Below are 23,028 nucleotides of genomic sequence, written 5' to 3' on the forward strand. Positions count from 1 at the left end.
GCCCGAAGGACTACCTTGGGTAGCGTGCGAATAGACATTGTGACTAAAGAGTTCCCGCCGGAGATCTATGGTGGCGCCGGAGTACACGTAGCCGAATTGAGCAGGGTGCTTAGTAAGCATGTTGACCTGCAGGTTCGTGCCTTCGGGGCTCCCCGCGACGCCGACTACCACGGCGCCGGGGTGACCTCCTACTCCGTGCCCGAAGACCTCGGTCCGGCAAATGCTGCCATCCAGACGCTCGGGGTGGACCTCCGGATCGTGCCTGACGTGGCAGGTGCGGACCTGGTCCATTCGCATACCTGGTACGCCAACATGGCAGGCCATCTGGCCTCACTGCTGCACGGCATCCCGCATGTCCTGAGCGCCCACAGCCTGGAGCCGCTGCGTCCGTGGAAAGCAGAGCAGCTCGGTGGCGGCTACGCCGTCTCCTCCTGGGTCGAGAAAACCGCCTATGAGGCCGCGGCAGCCATCATCGCGGTCTCCGAGGGCATGCGCCAGGACATCCTGCGCAGCTACCCCGAGGTTGACCCGGCCAAGGTCCGTGTGGTGCATAACGGCATTGACGTAGAGATGTGGCACCGCGACGAAAACGACGACGCCATTAAGGCGCTGGGCATTGACCCCGCCAAGCCCAGCGTGGTGTTCGTTGGCCGCAACACACGCCAGAAGGGCGTCCCCTACCTCCTGCGCGCCGCGGCAAAGCTGCCGGCGGATGTGCAGCTGGTCCTCTGCCTCGGTGCGGCCGACACTCCGGAACTGGCGGCGGAAACCGCGCGTCTGATCGAGGAGCTCCAGACCCAGCGGACCGGCGTCGTCCTCATTGAACGGATGCTGCCCCGTAACGAACTCATCCAGGTCCTCAGCCACGCCACGGCCTTTGCCTGCCCCTCCATTTACGAGCCGCTGGGCATCGTGAACCTGGAGGCCATGGCCTGTGGCGCTGCCGTGGTGGCGAGTGCCACCGGCGGCATCCCGGAGGTGGTTGAGCACGGCAAGACCGGGCTTTTGGTGGACATCGAGCAGGTCACCGATGGCACAGGCACACCCCTGGATCCGGAGAAGTTCGTGACGGAATTTGCCGCCGCGCTGACGGAGGTGGTCTCGGATCCCGAACGGGCCCGTGAAATGGGCCAGGCCGGAAGGCGCCGCGCGGAGGAGCATTTCTCCTGGGAGTCCATCACCGAGACCACCCTTGAGGTGTACCGTTCAGTTTTGTCCTGACGCCCGGCACTGAACTGCGGTGCCAATGACATTGAACGGCCGACGGCGCCGCTCCCTGCAGAAGGGGAGCGGCGCCGTCGTCATCTGTCAGTGAAAAACGGGGCCGCTAACGGGCCAAGCGCGTCACTGTACCCGGGCCGGCCGTGAGTTCGAGGCTGCCTTTGCGGCGGCCCCTGCCGTGGCGCGGGCGATCAGGACCTTCTCTTCGACCGGCGCGTTGCCGCTGGCGCGTTGTGCCCTGAAGTAGGCGCGTGCCTCGTCCTGCCGCGCTTTCTCGGCTCCGGTGGCTATCTCCGCGCGGACATGATCCTCGCCGTACCCGAAGGCTTCCACCAGGTCCAGGGCGTGCGGCCGGATCTTGGCCAGCAGCCGGTTGATGTAATCACCCACAGTCCGTGCCCGCTGCATGGAGAGCCTGCCGTTCATCAGGTACCACGCGAGGTTCTTTTCGATCAGGGAGAGGCCGAAGAGATCGCGGAGCCAGGTCAGGACTTTTTTGGTACCGGGATCGGTGATGCCGGCCAGGGCTTCGGTGAAGGCTTCCCACTGCAGGAGCTCGGCGTGGGCCTGGGCCGCGTCGATCAGCTCATTCTGGTGCTGGTTGAAGAGGGCTGCACCCTGTTCCACCGGCAGCCTGTTGGCGCCCTTCAGAGCCGATCCGACGTCGGCCACCATGGTCTGCACCCGGTCGGTGAGCAGCGCGCGCTGGCCGGCCTCGTCCCGCAGCGCAATGGCCGCCTTCTGCGCCAGTCCGGTGTCGGCGACGAACTGTGCAACCTGGCGCAGGCCGGTGCGGTGGATGGCGGCGCCGGTGGCCTGCCCCACAACGTAGCGGGCCATGACGCCGAAATCGACCTTTCTGAATTCCTTGGCGTAATCGGCCAGGAGGCGCTTGGCCACCAACTGGAGGAGCACGGTGTTGTCGCCTTCAAAGGTGACGTATACGTCGAGGTCGGCGCGGAGCGATGCGAAGCGGTTTTCGATCAGGAACCCGGCGCCGCCGCACGCTTCGCGGCATTCCTGGAGGGTGTCGAGGGCGTGCCAGGTGCTGAGCGGCTTGAGGGCCGCGGCGAGGGTCTCAAGGTCCTGCCGGTCCGCGTCCGTGTCGTGGGCGCCGGAGAACACTTCGTCGTACTTCTGGAGCAGCTGCTCGTGCGCGAAGCTTGCAGCGTAGGTGGTGGCGAGGCGGGTGAGCAGGCGGCGCTGGTGGCGCTGGTAGTCCAGGAGCACTTCCTCGTCGGTGTGGGACGAGGCGTTGAACTGACGGCGCTCGGTGGCGTAGCGGATGGCAGCCGTCAAGGCGATCTTCGATGCTGCCACTGCTGCGCCGTCCAGCGACACGCGGCCCTGGACGAGCGTTCCCAACATGGTGAAGAACCGCCGGCCGGGGCTTGCGATGGGGGACGTGTACGAACCGTCCTCGCTCACGTCGCCGTAGCGGTTGAGCAGGTTTGTCCGGGGGATGCGTATCTTGTCGAAGTGCAGCCGGCCGTTGTCGATGCCGTTGAGGCCGCCCTTGACGCCGTCGTCTTCACCGCCGATTCCCGGGAGGAACTGCTTGGTCTCCGGGTCCCGCAGCTCAACGTAAAAGGCGTGGACGCCGTGGTTGACGTCCTTGGTCACCAGCTGGGCAAAGACAACTGCGCCCAGCCCGTCGATGGCGGCGTTTCCGATGTAGTCCTTCCAGGCAGCGCGGAACGGCGTGTTGATCACGAATTCCTGGGTCCCGGCATCGAATGTTGCCGTGGTGGCGATGCTGGCGACGTCCGAGCCGTGGCCGGTCTCGGTCATGGCAAAGCAGCCCGGGATCTCCAGGCTCATGATGCCGGGCAGCCACTTGGCATGGTGTTCTGCCGTCCCGAGGTGCATCACGGCTGAGCCGAAGAGGCCCCATTGGACGCCGGCCTTGATCTGCAGGGACGGATCAGCGGTGACCAGTTCCTCGAACCCGGCCACATTGCCGCCGTGGTCATCCGCGCCACCCAGTTCCGCTGGGAAGGCCCGGTGCACGCCATTGTTATCGACGAGGAATTTCAGCTGGCCGAACGCGCGGGTGCGGTGGTCCGTATGGGTAAGGCCTTCGATTTTGTGCAGTTCCGGCTGGCTGGCCAGCGCACGTGCCTGCCGCCGGGATGCGGCCCACTTGCCGAGCAGCTGTTCGCCAAGGGCCGCAACATCGACGGCGGGCAGGACGGCCGGCTGCTGGCGGGCGGCGGAAATGCCCGCGGCGGGTCCCTTGCCGGCGGGACGGTCAACTACTTCGGTCATGTCATTGTCCTTCGTTGGTTCTGACGGATGGTTCGATGAGTTCAGGGGCGATACCGACGCACAGCCAGGCTGTAATCTGGCGGGCCATGGCTTCCTGGTCAGGTTTCGAGGTGGAAGCGGGAGTGCTGAGCCACTGTTCCCCGGCATTCCGGACCAGGCCGATCGCTGCCGTGGGCCAATACCCGATCACAGCTTCCTTGCCGCCGCCCAGATGTGTCCGCATCGGTACGGCGATCATCTCGGCAATGGATTCGAAGAAGTGCCCAAGTGCTCCGGAAATTGCGGCCGTGGCCGGGGAACTGCCCGCTTCAACCGGGGCAGAACGTGTGACGAAGCTGTACACATTGGGGCTGGTCTCCGCCATCTGGAGGTAGGCGGAAATCATGGCCAACAAACCTTCGCGCGGGGTCTGGGCGCTCTGGGCAGCTTCCCCGATCTTGCGCTGCATCTGGCTGAGGACAACTTCACCCACGGCCTGTTGCAGGCCGGCTTTGTCGCCGAAATACCGGTAGAAGACGGACTTCGAGGTGCCGGCGGCGGCGGCGATCTCCTCCATGGAGGCATCGCTGCCCAAAGCGTGGACAGCCCGCCGCGCAGATTTGATGAGCTCCCGGCGGCGTTCTTCCCGGTGCGTCTGCCAGCGTGACGAGCGGCCATCGGCACTCGCGCCGGAAGCCGGCGTCGGAAGGTCTGCGGGGAGGTTGTTCACGATACTCAGCGTATCAGGTACGCTGGGTATCGGTAACCGCCGCAGATCAGAGGAGACACCCATGTCCGTCAATGGACAGTCCGCACCCGGACCCCAGGAATTCAGCAGCGCTGCAGTACACGGCGGCGGCAGGCCAGTCCGCCGGGCAGTGGTGGTGGGCGGCAACAGGATCCCGTTCGCCCGGACCGGAGGCGCTTTTACGAAGTCTTCGAACCAGGACATGCTCACGGCTGCCCTGGACGGCCTGATTGCCAGGTTTGGGCTGCAGGACGAGCGCATTGGTGAGGTGGCGGCCGGGGCGGTGCTCAAGCACTCGAGGGATTTCAACCTCACCCGTGAAGCTGTCCTGGGTTCGGCGCTGTCTGCGGAGACCCCCGCCTACGACGTGCAGCAGGCATGCGCCACGGGCCTTGAGACCGTCCTCAGCCTGGCTAACAAGATCAAACTGGGCCAGATCGATTCTGCGATCGCCGGCGGCGTGGACTCTGCGTCCGATGCGCCGATCGCGGTCAGCGAAGGGCTGCGCGAAGTTCTGCTGGATCTCAACCGGGCCAAGACCCTTCCGCAGCGGCTGAAGGTGCTGAGCCGGCTCCGGCCCAAGGACATTGCGCCGGACGCGCCCAACACCGGGGAGCCGCGCACGGGCCTGTCCATGGGGGAGCACCAGGCGCTGACCACCGCCCAGTGGAATATCCCGCGTGAGGCCCAGGACGAGCTTGCCTTCAACAGCCACCGCAACCTTGCCGCAGCCTACGACGCCGGCTTCTTCGATGACCTGCTCACGCCCTACCGCGGGCTGTCCCGGGACTCCAACCTCAGGGCGGACACCACCCTGGAAAAACTGGCCACCCTCAAGCCTGTCTTTGGCAAGAGCCTGGGCGCCGAAGCCACCATGACGGCAGGTAACTCAACCCCGCTGACAGACGGAGCATCCACCGTTCTGCTGGCCTCGGAGGAATGGGCCGACTCCCACGACCTGCCCAAGCTCGCAGCCGTGGTGGACGGTGAAGCTGCAGCTGTGGACTTCGTCCACGGCAAGGACGGCCTCCTGATGGCTCCCGCGTTCGCCGTGCCGCGGTTGCTGGCCCGCAACGGGCTGACCCTGGCCGACTTCGACTTCTTCGAGATCCACGAAGCCTTCGCCGGGACAGTTCTGAGCACCCTGGCAGCCTGGGAGGACGAGGAATTTGGCCGCACCCGGCTGGGGCTGGACGGCGCCTTCGGCAGCATTGACCGCGCCAAACTGAACGTCAACGGATCCTCCCTCGCCGCGGGGCACCCGTTCGCAGCCACCGGCGGACGGATTGTCGCCTCGCTCGCCAAAATGCTCGAAGCCAAGGGCACGGTTGACGGACGGCCGGCACGCGGCCTCATTTCAATCTGCGCGGCCGGCGGCCAGGGCGTCGTCGCAATTCTCGAAGCACTGTAGGGGGACCGCATGACGGACAAATACACACAATTGGTGAACCAGGGGCTCGGGCGTAACGTCGCGAAGAAGCTTGGCCTGCCCCAACCGGCAATCCTGCGCCGGTACCAGCCGGGACAGCCGCTGATCACGGGGCCGGTTCTGGTCCAGGGAACCACTACCGGCGCGGATGCCCTCGCAGCAACACTGCTCGCCTGGGACCTCGACGTCCGGAGGCACGCCGTTCCCCGCGAACGGCTGGGCGCCATCATCCTGGTCCTGGACGACGTCGCCCGGCCAGACGAACTCGAGCGGCCCATCCTGTCGGTTGCCTCGTCGCTGCGCGACCTCGCCCCGAGCGGTCGTTTCCTGACGGTTTCCCGGCCCGTTACTGACGGTTTGACGCCTGCCCAGGCAGCCACGCGGCAAGGTGTGGACGGTTTCCTGCGGTCGCTGGCCATGGAGCTCAGGGCAGGTGCCACCGGTAACGGGATCCTGCTCGGCGATGCCGTTGATACCACCAGCCCCAGCACCCTGGCGGCCGTTCGGTTCCTGCTCTCGGGCCGTTCCGCCTACGTGGACGGACAGTTCCTGACCGTCACTTCTCCGGACGGGCAGCTGCCGGCAGACTTTGATAAGCCCCTTGCCGGCAAGGTGGCAGTTGTCACCGGCGCCGCCCGCGGCATCGGTGCAGCCATTGCCCGCACGCTCCACCGGGACGGGGCCACCCTGGTGCTGGTGGACATCCCCGCCGCCGGGGACCACCTCGCCAGTGTTGCCAACGAACTCCACGGCACCGCCCTGCAACTGGACATCAGCCGCGAAGACGCCGGTCAGCGGATCATTGACCACGCAGTCCAGCGCCACGGCCGATTGGACATCGTCATCCACAACGCCGGCATCACCAGGGACAAGCTGCTGGCGAACATGGATCACTCCCGCTGGAGCTCTGTCATCAACGTCAACCTCGCCGCGCAGCTCAGGATCAACGAGGCACTCCTCGCCTCGGAACATTTCCGCACTTCGCCGAGGATTGTGTCAGTGGCCTCTACCAGCGGAATTGCCGGCAACCGCGGGCAGACCAACTACGCAGCATCCAAGGCGGGAGTCATGGGCATGGTCCGGGCAGCCGCGCCATTGCTGTCCGAGCGCGGGGGAACCATCAACGCCGTGGCTCCGGGCTTCATCGAAACGGACATGACCGCCCGGGTCCCGTTGGTGCTCAGGGAAGCCGGCCGCCGGCTGAACTCGCTCCGCCAGGGCGGCCAGCCCACAGACGTGGCCGAAGCCATCGCCTTCCTTGCCAGCGATGCCGCAGGCGGCATCAACGGTGGCGTGCTGCGCGTCTGCGGGCAGTACATGGTGGGGGCATGAGCCTGGTCCGGCCTATGATCCTTGGGGAAATGCCGTCCCTTTCCAAGCTTTACGTCAACGCCGCCGCGCAGGCCGCCCGCAGGCGGGTGCTGGGGACACACACGGGTTCACGCCTTCCGGAGACGGGCCACGAGGTGAGGGGGGTAACGGCCAACGTCGGCAACCTCACCGCGTACCAGCACCTCATCGGACTGACGGCACGGGACACCCTGCCGGCCGGCTACCTTCATGCGCTGACTTTCCCGCTGGCCATCAGTCTGATGAACCGTGACGATTTTCCGTTGCCCATGCTCGGGATGATCCACCTCAGCAACCATGTGGAGCAACGCTCGCCAATCCTGTTCACGCAGCCGTTGGACATCCTGGCGTGGGCGGAAAACCTCAGGGGCCACCGGGCGGGAACGCAGCTGGATATCGTGGCCGAGATCCGGGCGTCGGGTTCGCCGGACATCAGCTGGGCGGGGCGTTCAACGTACCTGGCCAAGGGAGTCTTCCTGCCGGGGATTGACAAGCCAACCCCGCCAAATGGCGCCAACGAATTCGCCCCGGCGGACCCGACGGCGATCTGGCATCTGGGGGTCGATACAGGACGGGCGTATGCCGCAGTGTCCGGGGACTTCAACCCGATTCACCTGAGCGTGCTGTCGGCCAAGGCCCTGGGAATGCGGCGTTCCATCGCCCACGGCATGTACCTCGCCTCGCGCGCCCTCGCAGATGTCGGGCCCGCCAAGGGCGACGCCTTCCGCTGGGACGTCACCTTCGAGGCGCCGGTGTTCCTCCCCGCGCGCGTTGCCTTGGATATCAGGACGGGGCAGGGGCTTGGGGGAGCGTGGCAGTGTTCTGACTACGTCGCCTGGAACCCCCGTTCGGGCCGGAAGCACTTCAGCGGTTCCGTGGCGCCGCTCTAGGACAGACTCCTGCGCGGCCGGGCTACTCAGGTTCCGGCCGCGCCGCCCGCAGAATCCGGTGCAGGCTCAGGACGATTGACTCGGAAGCCGGCACGGTGCCTTCAACCGGCTTCCGGTCCGCCGCCGCCGCGACGCAGTGTTCGACAGCGGATTCCGCTGCAGCGAACAACTGCCGCTGCTTGTGGACATCCTCGTGCTGGAAAGAACCCAGCAGCTCGCCGGTGGCGATCATGGCATCCGCGAGCGGAGCACTGTCCTCGAAGGGAACCTCGTAGGGCACGTCATCCTTCCAGATGACGTCGGAGAGGACTTCAGTCATGTCCTGGATGTGGAACGTCACCCGCTCCAGCTCGCGGAGGTTGCGGTAGTCCAGATCCACGTCGCGGGGATGGAGCTTGCGCCGCGGGTTGGCGCGGCGGCTGGCGTCAGCTTCTTCAACGAGGTGGCGGACAGTCCGGGCCGCTCCTGCCAGCTCGTCCGAGCGCCTGGACCAGTCCTCGTGCTCGGGTGGCCAGTGCTCCTTCAGGGCCGCGCCCATGTCAGTGAGCTGCCTGCCCAACGCGGCGCGGAGTTCATCCAGGCTTTCCGCCGCTGCAGCGAAATGCAGAGGAGGGAAGATGAGGAAATTTACTGCAATGCCCACGGCCACTCCCACGCCCATCTGGACCAGGTAGCCCAGGGAGAAATCGTCAGGGTTGCTGCCGCCCACCAGCAAAACCAGGAGGGCCGCCGTCGGGATCCAGTCACTGCCTGAACCGAGCCGCGGAAGCCCGCCGAGCAGGACACCAATGCCCATGAAGACGGCCACACTGAGCGGTGAGGGATCGGTGATGTTGACCAGGAGGAAGGCCAGGCCAATGCCCATGGCGAGGCCGATCAAGGCCTGAGCACCCTGCTTCACCGATCCCGCTACGTTGTGGTACATCGCCACCAATGCGCCGAGCGGGGCGTAGTACGGGTAGTTTGCCGCGGCGCCCGGCATCAGCGGGGCGATGAAAAATGCCAGGCCTGCCGCGATCGCCGCCTTGGCTGCCAGCTGCAGCCGCTGCGCGGTAAATGCCGAGGACAGCCCGGCTACTGCATTCCTCAGTAGCCGGGTCCCCATCGGTTGCGCTTCAGGCTGGCTTTTAGAGTTTCGCACTGCCCAACATTAGGGCGCCTATTCACAGAGGACAAGCGTTCGATTACGGCAGGGTTGCCGCCGAGCATCGAACGGCTGAGGCCAGGCGGTGCGCCTTTCCCGGCGTGCGGCCATCTTCCGCCCGCCGCGGAACATAGCCGAAACCGAGGCCGTAGGCAGGATCGGCGAAACCAAGAGCAGCGCTGGCGCCCTCATGGCCAAAAGCGCGGTGGCTGCCGAAACTCCGCGAGGGGTGGGGCTTCATGAAGACGACGGCAAAGGCGTTGTCCAACCCGGAACTCCGGTCCAGGCCCCACACCTGCTCCTGCGTCATGGTGCCGACCGTTTCCGGAGTCAACAACGGCGCACCGCCGTCGACGCCGGTGGTGACCGCTGCGTAAAGCCGGGCCAGTCCCTCGGCGGTGCCAACGCCTCCGGCCGCACTCATACCGGCCGCGCGCACCACCTGAATGTTGGGGAGTTCCATGATGGAACTGACTGCGGCGTTGCTGTTGAGCCCGGCCAGGCTCAGCGGGTCCAGCCACGGCTGTCCGGGATCGATGTCATACAGGACATCCCGGTAGCGCGGCTCCAGTTCTTCGGGCAGGCCCAGGAAGAACTCGATTCCGTGGGCGTTGCGGATCCGGTGATCATAGATGCTCTGCAGGCTGGTGCCGCTGACCCGCCGGCACAGTTCCTCCATCAGGATGCCGATGGTGAGGGCGTGGTAGCCGAAGCAACTTCCCGGACGCCAGGAAGGCATGGCGGCAGCGATCTTTTCGGCGGCTTGCGCGGTGTGGAATTCGTCAAGGGCGAAACCGCCTTCCACGCCCATCAAGCCGGCCTGATGGGAGAGTGCTTCACGCACCAACAGCCTGTCCTTGCCGTGGACACCGAACTCTGGCCAGTAATGCGCCACGGTCCGGTCGAGATCCAGCAGCCCGTCCTGGACAAGCAGGGAGATCACCAGTGCGGCAACGCCTTTCGAGACCGAATAGACCCCGGTGATGGTCCCGGCCGTTATATGCGGTCCACCAACGAGGTCCACAACTTTCTCACCGTCGCGGTAGGCAGACATCTGAGCGCTGTATTCCGGATCGTCGGCAAGGAAGGCTTCGAACAAGTCCAGGACGCCCTCGTATCCGGGCGCTGCAAAGCCGTGAGATTTCTGCATGGTCATAGCCTAGCGGGTTAGAAACCGCTTTCCCGGCCAGCGACCGCCCCATAGCCTGCTGCGACTTCTTCACCGGGCCGCACCGGCCCCGGAGGAGTGCCTTCGCCGAACGGCCGGCCACCGAGTACTTCCCGGCCGTGAGGCTCCAGCCAGCCGGCAAGATCAGGTCCTTGCGGAACGATGCCGGTGGGATTGATGTCCTCATGAACGATGTAGTAATGCTGCTTGATCTGTACAAAGTCGATGGTGTCGCCAAAGCCGGGCGTCTGGAACAGGTCCCGAGCGTAGCCCCACAGAGCCGGCATTTCGGTGAGCTTCTGGCGGTTGCACTTGAAATGCCCGTGGTACACGGGGTCGAACCGGGCAAGTGTGGTGAACAGGCGGACATCCGCTTCAGTGATGGTTTCCCCCACCAGGAACCGTTGGCTGGTGAGGCGCTCCTCGAGCCAGTCCAAGGCCGTCCACAGGCGGTCATACGCCGCATCATAGGCGTCCTGGGAGCCAGCGAAGCCGCACCGGTATACACCGTTGTTGACCTCGGTGAAGACCCGCTTATTGACAGCATCGATCTCCTCCCTGAGGGCTTCCGGGTAAAGGTCCGGGGCGCCGGCGCGGTGGAACGCGGCCCATTCAGTGGAAAAGTCCAGGGTGATCTGGGGAAAGTTGTTCGTGACCACCCCGCCGCTGGGAATATCGACGATGGCCGGCACCGTAATGCCGCGGGGGTAGTCCGGGAACCGACGGAAGTAGGACTCCTGGATCCGCTCAACACCAAGGACAGGATCCACGCCTCCCGGATCGAGGTCGAAGGTCCAGGATCTTGCGTCATGGGTAGGGCCAGGCTGACCCAGCGAGATGGCGTCCTCCAACCCGAGCAGCCTGCGGACAATGACGGTCCGGTTCGCCCATGGGCAGGCCCGCGCGGCTATCAACCGGTAGCGGCCGGCTTCTGCGCGCCAGCCCGGCTCGCCATTATCCCCGGCCCGCCCATCACGGGTAATCCGGTCCTCGATGTAATTCGTATCCCGGGTGAATTCCGCTCCGCCGGTGACGTAGGCGCCCCTGGTGCTGTGGTCCGGGGTGCCGGTGGTCTGCTGGGTCGCTTGCGTTTCCTGGCTCATGGGACCAGCCTATGCGCCGGCGGCGAGGATTGTGGAGATCGGAACCCAGGCGACCAGCCAGCAACCTGCCACGACTGCGCTGAACAGGGCGATCCAGATAAAGGCCGGCACTGACGTGGCCCGGTAGAGCAGGTAGGCGTCGGAGCTGGCCAGTCTGTCGCGCCGGCGGAGGTGCACGTTTGTCAGTTTGATGAGGTCCCGGACAGCTGCAACGAGCAGTGCCAGTCCCAGGATGATCGCTATGTGGCCACTGAAGACCGCCGGCACCCACAGGACCAGTGCTGCGCTGCAGAGGACACAGGCGGCCGTGATCAGCAGTCCTGACAGGTTCCGGATGAAAATCACGGAGATCAGCAGTACCAGGGCTCCGACGACGAGGGCGGCAGGTCCCCAGCCACTGAACCCGCACCACACAAATGCCGCCCCGACCAAGGCAGGCACGGGGTAGCCCCAGAACCCGGACCAGACGGCTGCGAGGGGCCGCCGGCTGTAGCTGGTGGTGGTGCCGGAGTGGTCGAGCCGGAGGTGGATACCTCCCAGCCGCTGTCCGCTCAGTACCGCGGCGAACGCATGGCCGAGTTCGTGGGTGGCCGTCGCGAGCAGCCCGAAGTACTTCCAGGTCTGCCGGGGGATGGACAGCGCGATCGCTACGGCCATCACCAGCGACAGCTCCGTCAACGTCACGGCGGGAGGAGCCGTGCGGCTGAAGGCTTCGATCAGGCGTTGCCACAATTGTTCGGGGAGGGGGATCATGGCGGTCAGGAGGGGGAGTGGTGATTGTCAGCCATAGACCTCTACGGTACTAGAGGACCCTGATGGACCACCCCGCCGTTGATGAACAGAGGAAAATCGTGACCACTTTGAAGGAACGGCTGCATGCCGACGTCGTCGTCCATATGAAGGAACGCAACAAAACAGCGCTGACAACTGTGCGCAACGTGCTGGGCGAGATAGAAACGCGCGAGAAATCCGGCAAAACGCCCGTCACACTGGATGACCTCCAGGTGACGGCACTCCTGCAAAAGGAGGCTGCAAAACGGCGCGACACGGCCCGCATCTATACCGAGGCCGGCGAGCCGGACCGTGCCGCAGCAGAAATTGCGGAGGCCGAGGTTATCGAGGCCTACCTGCCCCGGGCACTTTCAGAGGCGGAGGTGGAGGCGATCGTGGATGATGCGATCGCCGCACTCAGGGCCGAAGGCCGGGAGCTGACTGCCCGTCAGATGGGTGAGGTCATGAAGCCTGTGACGGCGAAGGTCGCCGGACGTTTCGACGGCAAGGCCGTGAGCCAGATTGTCCGCAGCCGCCTCGCCTAGAGGGTGTTTGGCTCCCGGCCGACAGCGGTAATGTCGCCGGGCGGTAAACACATAAGGCACGTCCACTTCGCAGTGGGCGTGCCTTACCGTATGGCCCGGGGCATGGATCGCCGGCGCCGCAAGTCCTTGGTGCCGGATCAGCCTTCGCAGTCCGTGCAGTAGGTGTGTCCGTTTTTCTGCTTCGCAATCTGTGAGCGGTGCCGGACCAGGAAGCAGGAGTAGCAGGTGAACTCGTCGTCAGCCTGGGGAATGACCTGGACCACCAGTTCCTCGGCTACGAATTCGCCTCCGGGAACACCGGCGCCGTCAAGTCCGTCGGCTTCATCGAGCTCGAGGACAACGCTGCGGGCGTCCGGCGCATTGGCTGACTGAAGCTGCTCCAGGGAGTTGTCTTGGGATTCCTTGACGTCGGAACGGAGCTCGTCGTAATCGGTTGCCACTTAGGTGTTTCTCTTTTCTTTGGTTCGTCTGTCGCGTATGAAACGTACAGCATCACACTGGTATTCCCCAATAGGTTCAGGGAATTAAACCCCACATCCGCCGGAAAGTGCACCGGATGTGACCAACGGCACTATGGGACCTGCTGGTGAGGGACAGCGGCGGGGAGGGAACCGGAGGCAATGACAACGAGTTCGTCGCCGCGTTGCGCCTCAGGCAAATGGGGGGACTTTGTGAAGCTCGGAAACAGCGGAAAATTTGCGTTGTCTTCCGTACTGGAGTGGCGTACTTTGGGGGCTCGGGGACACCTCATACACCCCCGGTTAAACACCTTGTTGCACCCCGTGAGACCCAGCATCCATTCGGAAGGCAGCATCGATCACGATGAACATCAAAGACAATTGGGACCGCCTCGACCCGGCCACACAGAAGTGGCTCATCGAGAACCCGGGATGTCAGATTCTTCCGCGGACAATCACGTCCATCATCTCCAGGGAGACCGGGACTGTCCCTGTCACCGGCCGGCATGGCGAGATGGCTCTGTCCCGGGAGGATCACGACTTCATCCGGACTAAGGCGTCCCGCATACATAGTACGTAGGGTCACAGGAAAGCCCCTGGAATCCATGGATTCCAGGGGCTTTCCTTTTGTGCGCGGAGGAGGACTTGAACCCTTCTCGGCGTGACTCTTTCTGCTTCCCGCAGACGAGGATCTGATGTCTATAGCGTGGACCGCCACCTGCTCAGGGTTCCCAGGACATGCCTCGAAATCAGCCAAGTGTCCCGGAACCTTCTGGTGGCTGCTCGGTCGGTCAGAGGCCCTGGCGGGCGAGTTCACCCGAAACCAGCCGGGCGAGCTGGCCTGCGCCGGCACGGTTGGGGTGGAGCGTATCGCCGGCCATAAAGAGGCCCAGCGTTGCCTCCGGGCCGATTTCGGTGAAGTAGGCCGATGCCAGGACGTTCAGGTCCACCAGAGGCACGGCCTCCTCCGCGGCAAGGGCAACAGTGGAGTTGCGGTACCAGCGGTTGACCGAACTGTGCACGCCATCTACGAAGTCCGTGGCGCGGCCCTGCGGAGTCACCAGCACAGGCGTGGCGCCGGTGGCTGCGACCTGAAGGACCATGTCCCGCATGATCTCCTTGAACTCAGCCTCCGTGGTTGCGTTTTTGGCCGCAGTGTCGTTGATGCCCATTTCCAGCAAGAACAGGTCGCCGGGCTTGATATACTGGAGGATGGCCTCGAGCTGGCCGTCATGGCTGAACCCGCGGGCGATCTGTCCACCGGTGGCCATGTTGCGGACATCGAACGCATCAGGGTCGATAAATTGCGGGAGCATCTGCCCCCAGCCTCCCTGGACGCTGGATTCGAGCGGGTAATAACTGGCCACCGTGGAATCACCACCCACCCAGATGGTGGGGTCCATCTCCGGATCGCGGGACACCTTCTCGATTTCCAGGGCGCTGAGGGTGAAGGCAGTGCCCGCCTTGCCTTCGGTCACCAGCAAATTCAACTGCCCGTCGGTCACTGGGATCTCGAAGGAATCCTCGGCGCCGTTGCCGGTGAGGTTCATGGCCTGGAAGACCCCTTCGGCGGCGATACTGGCCCGCGCGGTGTCGCCCAGCGTGACTGTCACCTTGTAGAGGCCCTCTTTCAAATCAACGTTGAAAGTGTTGGTGCTCTTTGTGCCGAACTGCAGGAAGCGGACCGCGTCGCTGCCTGCACCGCTGCCGGAGGAGCCTACGTTGGTCATGTTCTCCGGGGTGTTGAAGCCGTACCGGGTTTCCGGGCTGTAGGAGTCCGACGCACTTACGCCTATGAAGCCCTCCTCCAGCCGCCCGTTGCCGAAGTCGAACCGGTAGTTGCTGGGTTCCGCGTTAGCTGCGGGAGCTTCAAGGCTTACGCCCGCGCAGCTCACCAGCGCGGCGGCTGCCAGGCCGGCGGCCAGGGTCTTAGGGCGTTTACGGGAATTGCTGGGTGACATGGGACTGCCGTTCACGTGCATCTCCTTTGATGACGCGTGGAGCAAGGCAACAGCGTCTTGGATTGGATCGTTTCAAAATTGCGTGCAGATCGAGGATGGCTCTGTATGGGAATGAGCATCTTTGGGGTTTGAATCTCTACGTTGCAATATTTGTAACAGGTAGTTACAAGATCAGTCAACGATTTTCGGTAAGTTCTGTTACAGCCCGCCGTTCAGCCGCATGACTTCCTGGCTGCAGGGGGCTTCTCGAGAGCCTCGTTCAATATCTGCGAGCCCGGCAGTTCGGGCAGGACCATTCAGGTCCGGGTCCTCAACAGCTCACCACGGGTCAGTTCCGGGAGTAGTTGGACGGTGGAATAGAAGCGGCGATCTTCCCACCACTGTCAAAGCTCTCCAGACTCGCCATGCCGTCTATTTCTTTGCGAGCAGCCAAGTCACCAATCGCGGGGCACCGGCGCAGCGGTCGCATATACGCACGTCCGTGGTTGGAGACAGAAAAGCCCCTGAAATCCTTGGATTTCAGGGGCTTTTCCCATTGTGCGCGGAGGGGGACTTGAACCCCCACCCCCTTTCGAGGACTAGCACCTCAAGCTAGCGCGTCTGCCATTCCGCCACCCGCGCAGGTGGTATTCCGGACCACGATTCCGCCTTTCAGCGTTTCGCTCTTGTCCGAAGCAGCGAGAAAAACTCTAACACGAACTTTCCGGAAAGATGGAATCGGGACAACTGGGTAGGCTGAAGGAAACACGAGACCTCACCGGTTCTCAGCCGCCCTCGCACCGCCCTAGGAGCCAACATGACTGATACCCGTGCCGAGGATGAAGTTGTCCGGATCTGCCAGGAACTCATCCGGATTGACTCCTCAAACTATGGAGACGGTTCCGGTCCGGGGGAGCGCGCCGCCGCTGAATACACAGCGGGATTGATTGAGGAGGTGGGCCTCTCGGCAGAGATCTTTGAATCCGCCCCCGGCCGGGCCAGCGTGGTGACCCGGATGGAGGGTGAGGACCCGTCAGCCAGTGCGTTGGTGGTGCACGGCCACCTGGATGTGGTTCCGGCCCTGCGCGAACAATGGTCGGTGGACCCGTTTGGCGCCGAACTGAAGGACGGGCTCATCTGGGGCCGCGGGGCTGTGGACATGAAGGACATGGACGCCATGATTCTTGCGGTCCTGCGGGATTTTGCCAGAACGGGACGGAAGCCGAAGCGCGATATCATCTTCGCTTTCTTCGCCGATGAGGAGGCGGGCGGCGAGTACGGCGCACGCTATGCGGTGGACAAGCGGCCTGAACTTTTCGAAGGGGCCACGGAAGCCATCTCGGAGGTTGGCGGATTCTCGGCGACCATCGGCGGGCAGCGTACCTACCTCCTGCAGACAGCGGAGAAGGGCATCTCCTGGCTTCGACTCGTTGCTCATGGCCGGGCCGGCCATGGTTCGCAGATCAACACCGATAACGCTGTCACCCGCCTGGCTGCGGCGGTGACCCGGATCGGCGAATACAAGTGGCCCATCGAACTGACCCCCACCACCCGTCAGTTCCTGGACGGTGTGACAGAACTCACCGGCGTCGAATTCGATCCGGATAACCCTGACCGCCTGTTGGACCAGCTCGGCACGGTGGCCCGGTTCGTGGGAGCCACCCTGCAGAACACCACCAACCCCACATTGCTCAAGGGCGGCTACAAGCACAACGTCATCCCCGAGTCAGCCGAGGCCCTGGTGGACTGCCGCACACTGCCTGGCCAGCAGGACCACGTCCTGGAGATCGTCCGGGAGCTCGCAGGTACCGGCGTCGAAGTCAGCTACGTCCACAACGACGTCTCACTTGAGGTCCCGTTCGCCGGAAACCTGGTGGACTCCATGATCGATGCCCTGCACTCCGAGGACCCCGGGGCCAAGGTTCTGCCCTACACACTCTCCGGGGGCACGGACAACAAGTCGCTCAGCCGGCTGGGTATCACAGGCTACGGCTTCGCTCCGCTCCAACTGCCGCCCGATCTGGACTTTACCGGCATGTTCCATGGCGTGGATGAAAGGGTGCCGGCGGACTCCCTGAAGTTCGGCGCACGGGTCCTGAACACCCTCCTCACCAACTACTGAGGAGGCCGGCTATGACTCCTGAAGAAGTGCTGCCCGAACCGCTGATCGAGGCCATCCGCGGCCGCGCCGCAGGCTATGACCGGGACAACGCATTTTTCGCCGAGGACCTGGAGGAGTTGACGGCAGCCGGCTACCTCAGAATGCTGGTTCCCGTGTCCGACGGCGGGCTGGGCCTGGGGCTCGAAGCGGCAGCCCAGTGCCAACGGAGGCTGGCAACGGCCGCCCCGGCCACCGCACTGGCCATCAACATGCATCTGGTGTGGACCGGCGTCGCGCAAGTGCTGGCAGCCCGGGGAGACCATTCGCTGGACTTTGTCCTGCGGGAGGCAGGCCGAGGGGAGGTTTTTGCTTTCGGCAACTCCGAGGCAGGCAACGATTCGGTCCTCTTTGACTCAAGAACCACGGCCGAAGCACTTCCGGACGGGGGCTACCGCTTTACCGGGACGAAGATCTTCACGAGCCTTTCCCCGGCGTGGACAAGGCTGGGGATCTTCGGCAAAGATGGCTCGGCGCGCGACGGCGAAGGCGAGTTGGTCCACGGGTTCATCACCCGCGAAACCGCCGGCTACCGGGTCCTGGATGACTGGGACACCCTCGGCATGCGTGCCAGCCAGTCCCACACCACGGTCCTGGACGGCGTCACGGTGGGTCCGGACCGGATCTTTCGCAAGCTGCCTGTGGGGCCGGCTCCGGACCCGCTGATTTTTGCCATTTTCGCCTGCTTCGAGTCTCTCCTGGCTGCTGTGTATACGGGCATCGGCGAGAGGGCGCTGACGCTGGGCGTGGAGGCCGTGAAGCGCCGGACATCGTTCAAGAACGGTGGCAGGAGCTACGCCCAGGATCCGGATATCCGCTGGAAAGTGGCCGAGGCTGCCATGGCGATGGACAACCTCTACCCGCAATTGCAGACCGTGACCCGGGACGTCGACGCCCTCACCGACCACGGGCCCCAGTGGTTCCCCAAACTCGTGGGGCTGAAGGTCAACGCGACAGAGACAGCACGCCGCGTCGTGGACCTCGCTATCCGCGTGAGCGGCGGATCCAGTTACTTCCGCGGCTCGGAGCTCGAACGCCTGTACCGTGATGTGCTGGCCGGAATGTTCCATCCCTCGGATGATGAATCGGCGCACAACACCGTGGCGAATGCCTGGCTGGGACCGCTGGAAACCTAGACCGTCCGCTGGACCTGCATGACCCGCCGGCGAAGCCAGAAACGCCTGCCGCCGCCCAGATACAGCTTGCTGCGTTCGAGTTCCCACTTGCCGTATTCGGAATGCTCAACGAGCCGGCGGCGTGCTTCAGGCAGTGAATCCACAGGACTGACCGTCAATACGAGGTACTCGTACTGACTGAGAAAGTCCCGTTCCCGTTGGACCGAGCTGGTCAGAAAATGTTCCTTCATTGCTCTCCATTTTCGTCCTTTTCCGGCTAACGTGAAGTCATGAGCATCGATCCGCGTGTCGCGCTTCAATCTTTGACCACCGCTTTGGAAGAACACCTTATAGCAGCATCCAACCGACGCGGAGATGGGGATCCTGCCGTTGAAGCCGCGTTTTTCGCGGTAGCGGATGCTTTCGAGGTTTATGAAGACGCGATCTACGAGGCTTACAGCGAAGTCACGCCCCTCCAGGTCTTTGACGATGAAGAAGACGAGGATGAGGACGAAGAATCCGGCGTTGATGACGACGAGGACCTGGAGATCGTCGAAGACTGAATTTTTCCCGCTGCCCGGCTGATCAGGCGGGCAAGGACACATCCTCAAGGGCCCTGGCAATTTCCGGCGGGAGCCGTGTCAGATGGGCAGCCAGGATTTCCTTCGCCTGGACCGGCGTCCGTGGCCCGATGATCGCGGTAGCAACCCCATGCTGGGCCAGCAGCCAGCTCAGCGAGACGTCCAGCGGGGTCCGGCCCAACCCCTTGGCGGCCATCGCAACTGCCTCCACAACGCTCGAAGGCTGCGGCGCCAAATAGGGCTCCACATACGGTGCAGAATCATTGCGCGATGCGCGGGAATCAGCAGGAATACTGCTGCGGTACTTACCGGTCAGGACGCCGCGGCCCAAGGGCGCCCACGCCATCAGGCCGAGCCCGGCGTCTTCGACGGCGGGAATCAGCTCCGCCTCAGGCGTCCGGTGCAGCAGCGAATACTCAGCCTGGGCTGCAACCAGCGGAAACCCTGCCACTGCGGCCGCCTTTGCGCTCTGCCAGCCGTTGAAGTTCGAGATCCCCACATAGCGGGCGCGCCCGCTGCGGAGCGCGAATTCCAACGCGGACAGGGTTTCGTCCAGGGGGACGTTGCCGTCCCACGCCTGCGCGAACCAGAGGTCCACATAGTCGGTCCCCAGCCTCGCGAGGCTGGCGTCCAAGCCGGTCAGCAGCGCATTACGGGATGTGTCCACCGTGCGGCGGCCGTCCGACGTCGACATCCCGGCTTTGGTGGAGATGCAGACTTCGGTGCGGGAAACGACATCGCCCAGCAGGGAACCGATCATGGCCTCGGCCCGGCCGTCAGCATAGGACGCTGCAGTATCAATAAGTTTCCCGCCACCTTCGATGAAGGTGCGCAGGATTTCGGTTGCGTCCTGTTCGTCGGTGTCACCAGCCCAGGACATGGTGCCGAGGGAGAGGGCGGAGACTCGCAATCCACTGTTGCCGACGTAACGCTGCTGCATAGCTGCAAGCTTACGGGGATGGACCTCCGGTCCATGACGTAGGGTCTTACCGTGAACTGGTTTGAGGCGGCCCTGCTGGGCCTTGTGCAGGGACTGACCGAATTTCTTCCGATTTCATCAAGCGCGCATCTGCGGATTGTGGGGCAGTTCCTGCCCAATGCGGCCGACCCCGGGGCGGCCTTTACGGCCATCACCCAGCTGGGCACCGAAACGGCAGTAGTGGTCTACTTCTGGCGCGACATCGTCCGGATTGTCAAGGCGTGGGCCGGATCGCTGACCGGTAAGGTTTCCCGGCAGGACCCGGATGCCCGCATGGGTTGGCTGGTTATCCTCGGCAGCCTCCCCATCGTGGTGCTCGGCCTCCTGTTCCAGGACCAGATCGAATCCGTTCTCCGCAGCCTGTGGCTCGTGGCCACCATGCTGATCGTCTTCGGGCTGATCCTGGCAGTGGCAGACGCGGTGGGTAAACAGGAACGCGAACTGACCCAACTGACCTACAAGCACGGCATCCTCTACGGCTTTGCACAGGCTCTGGCCCTCATCCCAGGCGTTTCCCGCTCCGGCGGGACCATCACTGCCGGCCTGCTGATGGGCTACACCCGCGAGGCAGCTGCCCGCTACTCCTTCCTCCTCGCCATCCCTGCCGTATTCGGCAGCGGCTTCTACCAGCTCTACAAGACGGTTTCCAAGGAGGGCATCAGCGGCCCATACGGCCTCCCGGAGACCGCGCTGGCCACCGTCATCGCATTTGTGGTGGGCTACATCATCATCGGCTGGTTCCTGAAATTCATTTCCACCAGAAGCTACCGGCTCTTTGTGTGGTACCGCATTCTCCTGGGCATCGCCCTCTACCTCCTGCTCGGTTTCAATGTCATCAGCGCCTAGCACTAGGCTTGGTCTGTGAAATCCTGGACCTCCCGCCCTGTCCCCGTGCTGCCCGGCACCATGCCTGCCCTCCGGCTCTTCGACACAGCCCAAGGCAGCGAAGTGGCACTCCCGGCCCGCGGGGAGCAGTCCATGTACGTCTGCGGAATCACCCCCTACGACGCCACCCACATGGGCCACGCCGCCAGCTACGTGGCCTTCGACCTCCTGAACAGGGCATGGCGCGACGCCCGCCAGCAGGTCTCCTACGTGCAGAACGTGACCGACGTGGACGATCCTTTGTTGGAGCGCGCCACGGCCACCGGCGTCGACTGGCAGGACCTGGCGGCGAGCCAGATCGAGCTCTTCCAGACCGACATGGAAGCCCTGAACGTCCTGGCGCCGGACCACTACGTGGGTGCCGTTGAATCGGTGCCCCTGATCGTCCCGGCCATTGAGCGGTTACTGCGCGATGGCCTCGCCTACCGCGTGCCGGGGACCGCGGGGGAGCCCGACGGCGACGTCTACTATGACGTGGAAGCCGCCGGAAAGCGTACGGTCGCCCCGGACGCCTGGACCCTTGGTTCGGTGTCCCACCTCGGCGAATCGGAAATGCTCGAACTTTTCGCCGAGCGGGGCGGGGACCCCGGACGCTCCGGAAAACGCCAGGCCCTGGACCCGCTGCTGTGGCGCGTCGCCCGCGACGGAGAGCCCAGCTGGCCCGGCGGCGAACTGGGCCAGGGAAGGCCGGGCTGGCACATTGAGTGCACTGTCATAGCCCAGCAATACCTTCCCGCCCCGTTCACTGTCCAGGGTGGCGGGACTGACCTCATTTTCCCGCACCACGAAATGGGGGCCGGGCATGCCTACTCGCTGGCAGGCGTCCCGCTGGCGCACCACTATGCCCACGCAGGGATGGTGGGCCTCGACGGCGAAAAAATGAGCAAGTCCAAGGGCAACCTGGTCCTGGTTTCCAGGCTGAGGGCAGACGGCGAAGACCCGGCGGCCATCCGGCTGGCAATCCTGGCCCACCATTACCGTTCCGACTGGTCCTGGACAGCTGAGGGATTCGCTGAGGCCAAAGAACGGCTGGCCACCTGGCGGCAGGCTCTTGACGTTGCGCCGGCCGGCTCGGCTGCAGGTGTGATCGCAGAAATGCGTTCCGCCCTCGCCGCCGACCTCAATGCGCCGGCGGCACTGGCGGCTCTTGACCGCTGGGCAGCGGCGGCTAACTCCGCCGCGGCAGCGGGTTCCCAGCACGATCAAGCTTTGGTGAGCGACGCCGCTGACGCACTGCTCGGCGTCGTACTCTAAGGGCCTGTCCCAGCCCTAAGGACTTCGCCCGGACCCTAGGGCTTGTCCCGGCCGCGACGCTTCAGATAGCGCTCAAACTCGCGGGCAATGGACTCGCCGGTGGCCTCCGGAAGGTCTGCTGTGTCCTTTGCTTCCTCGAGCTGACGGACGTACGCGGCGATTTCGGGATCCTCAGTGGCCAATTCGTCCACGCCACGTTCCCAGGCAGCCGATTCTTCGGCCAGTTCGTGGGTGTCGAGCGGGACCTGGAGCAGTTCCTCGACCCTGTTAAGGAGGGCGAGCTGGGCTTTTGGAGACGGGGCCTGCGCCACGTAATGGGGCACGGCCGCCCAGAGCGAGACGGTGGGAATGCCGGCCAGCAACGCCACCTCTGCCAGGACACCCACGATTCCCACCGGGCCTTCATACTGGGAGGCCTCGAGGTTCAGGCGCTCCCGCAACGGGGCATCGTCGGAGGACGTGCTCACCGGAATGGGCCTGCTGTGGGGAACATCTGCCAGCAGGGCCCCCACCAGGATCACGTAGTCCACCTTAAGCGCCTCTGCATGGACCAGCAGTTCCGCAGTGTACGCACGCCACTTGTAGGAGGGCTCGGTGCCCTGGACGAAAATGACGTCCACATTTGAATCGGGCACACTCGCCTTGTAGATCCGGGTGGACGGCCACTTGATTTTGCGTTCTCCCGTTGCGGTCCGCCGGACAGTGGGCCGGGTGAACTGGAAGTCGTAGTATTCGTCGGCATCGATGGACGCGACCTTCTTGCCTCCCCAGAGCCTGTTCAAATAGCGCAGGGAGTCACTGGCAGCTTCGCCGGCGTCATTCCAGCCCTCAAAAGCGGCAAGCATCACAGTGATGCGCTCTCCATCAGGCACTGGCAGCAGGAACTGCTCCGGTTCAGGCGTGGCACCCGGTTCTGTGGTGTCTCCGTCGAAGCTATTCATTTCTTCACCCTACGTCCAAGAACAGGCGTGATGCATTGAATGAAGCGCCGAAAAGTGTGAAGGTGCGGCGCAGGGAGCGCCGAACGCAGTGCTTATATTCG

The 23,028-nt window shown here is 64.1% G+C and carries 21 protein-coding genes and 1 tRNA gene; 10 read left to right on the top strand and 12 right to left on the bottom strand.

Annotated features, from left to right (window positions below; all coding sequences use genetic code 11):
* The first annotated feature begins 24 nt into the window (after positions 1 to 24).
* A complete protein-coding gene (gene glgA, locus ACP7AX_RS07105) occupies positions 25 to 1,221 on the top strand; it encodes a glycogen synthase (protein ID WP_426225909.1) in 1,197 nt (398 codons plus the stop codon).
* A gap of 123 nt (positions 1,222 to 1,344) precedes the next feature.
* Here glgA and ACP7AX_RS07110 read toward each other — a convergent pair whose 3' ends face one another.
* Both ACP7AX_RS07110 and ACP7AX_RS07115 read right to left on the bottom strand, forming a co-directional pair.
* A complete protein-coding gene (locus tag ACP7AX_RS07110) occupies positions 1,345 to 3,489 on the bottom strand; it encodes an acyl-CoA dehydrogenase (RefSeq protein WP_426225910.1) in 2,145 nt (714 codons plus the stop codon).
* Position 3,490: 1 nt separating this feature from the next.
* Positions 3,491 to 4,198, bottom strand: coding sequence for a TetR/AcrR family transcriptional regulator (locus ACP7AX_RS07115; RefSeq protein WP_426225911.1), 708 nt, complete (start codon positions 4,196 to 4,198; stop codon positions 3,491 to 3,493).
* Positions 4,199 to 4,259: 61 nt separating this feature from the next.
* Between ACP7AX_RS07115 and ACP7AX_RS07120 the strand changes: the two genes are divergently transcribed.
* Genes ACP7AX_RS07120 through ACP7AX_RS07130 form a run of 3 tightly spaced genes read left to right on the top strand, consistent with a single transcriptional unit; the run spans position 4,260 to position 7,885 of the window.
* Entirely contained in the window at positions 4,260 to 5,627 is a 1,368-nt protein-coding gene (locus tag ACP7AX_RS07120; RefSeq protein WP_426225912.1) for an acetyl-CoA C-acetyltransferase, read from the top strand.
* Between the two features lie 9 nt (positions 5,628 to 5,636).
* Positions 5,637 to 6,977 (top strand): 3-oxoacyl-ACP reductase, encoded by a 1,341-nt coding sequence (locus tag ACP7AX_RS07125; RefSeq protein ID WP_426225913.1) that lies wholly within the window; start codon positions 5,637 to 5,639, stop codon positions 6,975 to 6,977.
* Positions 6,974 to 7,885 carry a MaoC family dehydratase gene (locus ACP7AX_RS07130; protein ID WP_426225914.1) on the top strand — a complete coding sequence of 304 codons (912 nt, stop codon included), beginning with the start codon at positions 6,974 to 6,976 and terminating at the stop codon, positions 7,883 to 7,885. Before ACP7AX_RS07125 ends, ACP7AX_RS07130 begins: the two co-directional genes overlap by 4 nt.
* Before the next feature lie 22 nt (positions 7,886 to 7,907).
* Here ACP7AX_RS07130 and ACP7AX_RS07135 read toward each other — a convergent pair whose 3' ends face one another.
* The 4 genes from ACP7AX_RS07135 to ACP7AX_RS07150 form a co-directional block, all read right to left on the bottom strand.
* Complete coding sequence (locus tag ACP7AX_RS07135; RefSeq protein ID WP_426226001.1) at positions 7,908 to 8,990, bottom strand: FUSC family protein; 1,083 nt, start codon at positions 8,988 to 8,990, stop codon at positions 7,908 to 7,910.
* Positions 8,991 to 9,069: 79 nt separating this feature from the next.
* Positions 9,070 to 10,179 carry a serine hydrolase domain-containing protein gene (locus ACP7AX_RS07140; RefSeq protein WP_426225915.1) on the bottom strand — a complete coding sequence of 370 codons (1,110 nt, stop codon included), beginning with the start codon at positions 10,177 to 10,179 and terminating at the stop codon, positions 9,070 to 9,072.
* A 17-nt stretch (positions 10,180 to 10,196) separates the two neighbouring features.
* Positions 10,197 to 11,300 (bottom strand): glutathione S-transferase family protein, encoded by a 1,104-nt coding sequence (locus ACP7AX_RS07145; protein WP_426225916.1) that lies wholly within the window; start codon positions 11,298 to 11,300, stop codon positions 10,197 to 10,199.
* 9 nt (positions 11,301 to 11,309) lie between these two features.
* On the bottom strand, positions 11,310 to 12,053 hold the full coding sequence (locus ACP7AX_RS07150; RefSeq protein ID WP_426225917.1) for a M50 family metallopeptidase: 744 nt from the start codon (positions 12,051 to 12,053) through the stop codon (positions 11,310 to 11,312).
* Between the two features lie 98 nt (positions 12,054 to 12,151).
* Here ACP7AX_RS07150 and ACP7AX_RS07155 point away from each other — a divergent pair, with 98 nt between their 5' ends.
* Positions 12,152 to 12,616 carry a GatB/YqeY domain-containing protein gene (locus ACP7AX_RS07155; RefSeq protein ID WP_426225918.1) on the top strand — a complete coding sequence of 155 codons (465 nt, stop codon included), beginning with the start codon at positions 12,152 to 12,154 and terminating at the stop codon, positions 12,614 to 12,616.
* 137 nt (positions 12,617 to 12,753) lie between these two features.
* Here ACP7AX_RS07155 and ACP7AX_RS07160 read toward each other — a convergent pair whose 3' ends face one another.
* The 3 genes from ACP7AX_RS07160 to ACP7AX_RS07170 form a co-directional block, all read right to left on the bottom strand.
* Positions 12,754 to 13,056: a DUF4193 family protein gene (locus ACP7AX_RS07160; RefSeq protein ID WP_131681397.1), complete on the bottom strand. Its 303-nt coding sequence runs from the start codon at positions 13,054 to 13,056 to the stop codon at positions 12,754 to 12,756.
* Positions 13,057 to 13,865: 809 nt separating this feature from the next.
* Positions 13,866 to 15,050 (bottom strand): rhamnogalacturonan acetylesterase, encoded by a 1,185-nt coding sequence (locus tag ACP7AX_RS07165; RefSeq protein ID WP_426225919.1) that lies wholly within the window; start codon positions 15,048 to 15,050, stop codon positions 13,866 to 13,868.
* 523 nt (positions 15,051 to 15,573) lie between these two features.
* A tRNA-Leu gene (locus ACP7AX_RS07170) sits at positions 15,574 to 15,656 on the bottom strand.
* A gap of 175 nt (positions 15,657 to 15,831) precedes the next feature.
* Here ACP7AX_RS07170 and ACP7AX_RS07175 point away from each other — a divergent pair.
* Entirely contained in the window at positions 15,832 to 17,136 is a 1,305-nt protein-coding gene (locus ACP7AX_RS07175; protein ID WP_426225920.1) for a M20/M25/M40 family metallo-hydrolase, read from the top strand.
* 11 nt (positions 17,137 to 17,147) lie between these two features.
* Positions 17,148 to 18,308 (top strand): acyl-CoA dehydrogenase family protein, encoded by a 1,161-nt coding sequence (locus tag ACP7AX_RS07180; protein WP_426225921.1) that lies wholly within the window; start codon positions 17,148 to 17,150, stop codon positions 18,306 to 18,308.
* Here the strand turns inward: ACP7AX_RS07180 and ACP7AX_RS07185 are convergent.
* A complete protein-coding gene (locus ACP7AX_RS07185) occupies positions 18,305 to 18,538 on the bottom strand; it encodes a DUF5703 family protein (RefSeq protein WP_131681392.1) in 234 nt (77 codons plus the stop codon). The genes ACP7AX_RS07180 and ACP7AX_RS07185 overlap by 4 nt on opposite strands.
* Positions 18,539 to 18,577: 39 nt before the next feature.
* Here ACP7AX_RS07185 and ACP7AX_RS07190 point away from each other — a divergent pair, with 39 nt between their 5' ends.
* Positions 18,578 to 18,850, top strand: a complete 273-nt coding sequence (locus ACP7AX_RS07190) for a hypothetical protein (protein ID WP_131681391.1) — start codon at positions 18,578 to 18,580, stop codon at positions 18,848 to 18,850.
* Between the two features lie 22 nt (positions 18,851 to 18,872).
* Here the strand turns inward: ACP7AX_RS07190 and ACP7AX_RS07195 are convergent, their stop codons facing one another.
* The gene (locus ACP7AX_RS07195) at positions 18,873 to 19,808 is read right to left on the bottom strand and encodes an aldo/keto reductase (RefSeq protein ID WP_426225922.1); all 936 of its coding nucleotides are present in this window, start codon (positions 19,806 to 19,808) and stop codon (positions 18,873 to 18,875) included.
* 51 nt (positions 19,809 to 19,859) lie between these two features.
* On the opposite strand from ACP7AX_RS07195, the gene ACP7AX_RS07200 reads away from it, so the two are divergent.
* Both ACP7AX_RS07200 and mshC read left to right on the top strand, forming a co-directional pair.
* On the top strand, positions 19,860 to 20,693 hold the full coding sequence (locus tag ACP7AX_RS07200; RefSeq protein ID WP_426225923.1) for an undecaprenyl-diphosphate phosphatase: 834 nt from the start codon (positions 19,860 to 19,862) through the stop codon (positions 20,691 to 20,693).
* Between the two features lie 15 nt (positions 20,694 to 20,708).
* Positions 20,709 to 21,986: a cysteine--1-D-myo-inosityl 2-amino-2-deoxy-alpha-D-glucopyranoside ligase gene (mshC, locus tag ACP7AX_RS07205; protein WP_426225924.1), complete on the top strand. Its 1,278-nt coding sequence runs from the start codon at positions 20,709 to 20,711 to the stop codon at positions 21,984 to 21,986.
* A gap of 35 nt (positions 21,987 to 22,021) precedes the next feature.
* Here mshC and ACP7AX_RS07210 read toward each other — a convergent pair whose 3' ends face one another.
* The gene (locus ACP7AX_RS07210; RefSeq protein WP_426225925.1) at positions 22,022 to 22,927 is read right to left on the bottom strand and encodes a PAC2 family protein; all 906 of its coding nucleotides are present in this window, start codon (positions 22,925 to 22,927) and stop codon (positions 22,022 to 22,024) included.
* Positions 22,928 to 23,028: the final 101 nt, after the last annotated feature.

Origin of the sequence: Pseudarthrobacter sp. DSP2-3-2b1 (assembly GCF_049895945.1) — a bacterium.
Classification (GTDB): domain Bacteria; phylum Actinomycetota; class Actinomycetes; order Actinomycetales; family Micrococcaceae; genus Arthrobacter.

Bases quoted from the DNA above. Each gene is read 5' to 3' on its own strand.
- ACP7AX_RS07110 (WP_426225910.1), bottom strand. From the start codon at position 3,489: ATGACCGAAGTAGTTGACCGTCCCGCCGGCAAGGGACCCGCCGCGGGC.
- ACP7AX_RS07120 (WP_426225912.1), top strand. From the start codon at position 4,260: ATGTCCGTCAATGGACAGTCCGCACCCGGACCCCAGGAATTCAGCAGC.
- ACP7AX_RS07125 (WP_426225913.1), top strand. From the start codon at position 5,637: ATGACGGACAAATACACACAATTGGTGAACCAGGGGCTCGGGCGTAAC.
- ACP7AX_RS07130 (WP_426225914.1), top strand. From the start codon at position 6,974: ATGAGCCTGGTCCGGCCTATGATCCTTGGGGAAATGCCGTCCCTTTCC.
- ACP7AX_RS07135 (WP_426226001.1), bottom strand. From the start codon at position 8,990: ATGGGGACCCGGCTACTGAGGAATGCAGTAGCCGGGCTGTCCTCGGCA.
- ACP7AX_RS07140 (WP_426225915.1), bottom strand. From the start codon at position 10,179: ATGCAGAAATCTCACGGCTTTGCAGCGCCCGGATACGAGGGCGTCCTG.
- ACP7AX_RS07145 (WP_426225916.1), bottom strand. From the start codon at position 11,300: ATGAGCCAGGAAACGCAAGCGACCCAGCAGACCACCGGCACCCCGGAC.
- ACP7AX_RS07150 (WP_426225917.1), bottom strand. From the start codon at position 12,053: ATGATCCCCCTCCCCGAACAATTGTGGCAACGCCTGATCGAAGCCTTC.
- ACP7AX_RS07175 (WP_426225920.1), top strand. From the start codon at position 15,832: ATGACTGATACCCGTGCCGAGGATGAAGTTGTCCGGATCTGCCAGGAA.
- ACP7AX_RS07180 (WP_426225921.1), top strand. From the start codon at position 17,148: ATGACTCCTGAAGAAGTGCTGCCCGAACCGCTGATCGAGGCCATCCGC.
- ACP7AX_RS07185 (WP_131681392.1), bottom strand. From the start codon at position 18,538: ATGAAGGAACATTTTCTGACCAGCTCGGTCCAACGGGAACGGGACTTT.
- ACP7AX_RS07190 (WP_131681391.1), top strand. From the start codon at position 18,578: ATGAGCATCGATCCGCGTGTCGCGCTTCAATCTTTGACCACCGCTTTG.
- ACP7AX_RS07195 (WP_426225922.1), bottom strand. From the start codon at position 19,808: ATGCAGCAGCGTTACGTCGGCAACAGTGGATTGCGAGTCTCCGCCCTC.
- ACP7AX_RS07210 (WP_426225925.1), bottom strand. From the start codon at position 22,927: ATGAATAGCTTCGACGGAGACACCACAGAACCGGGTGCCACGCCTGAA.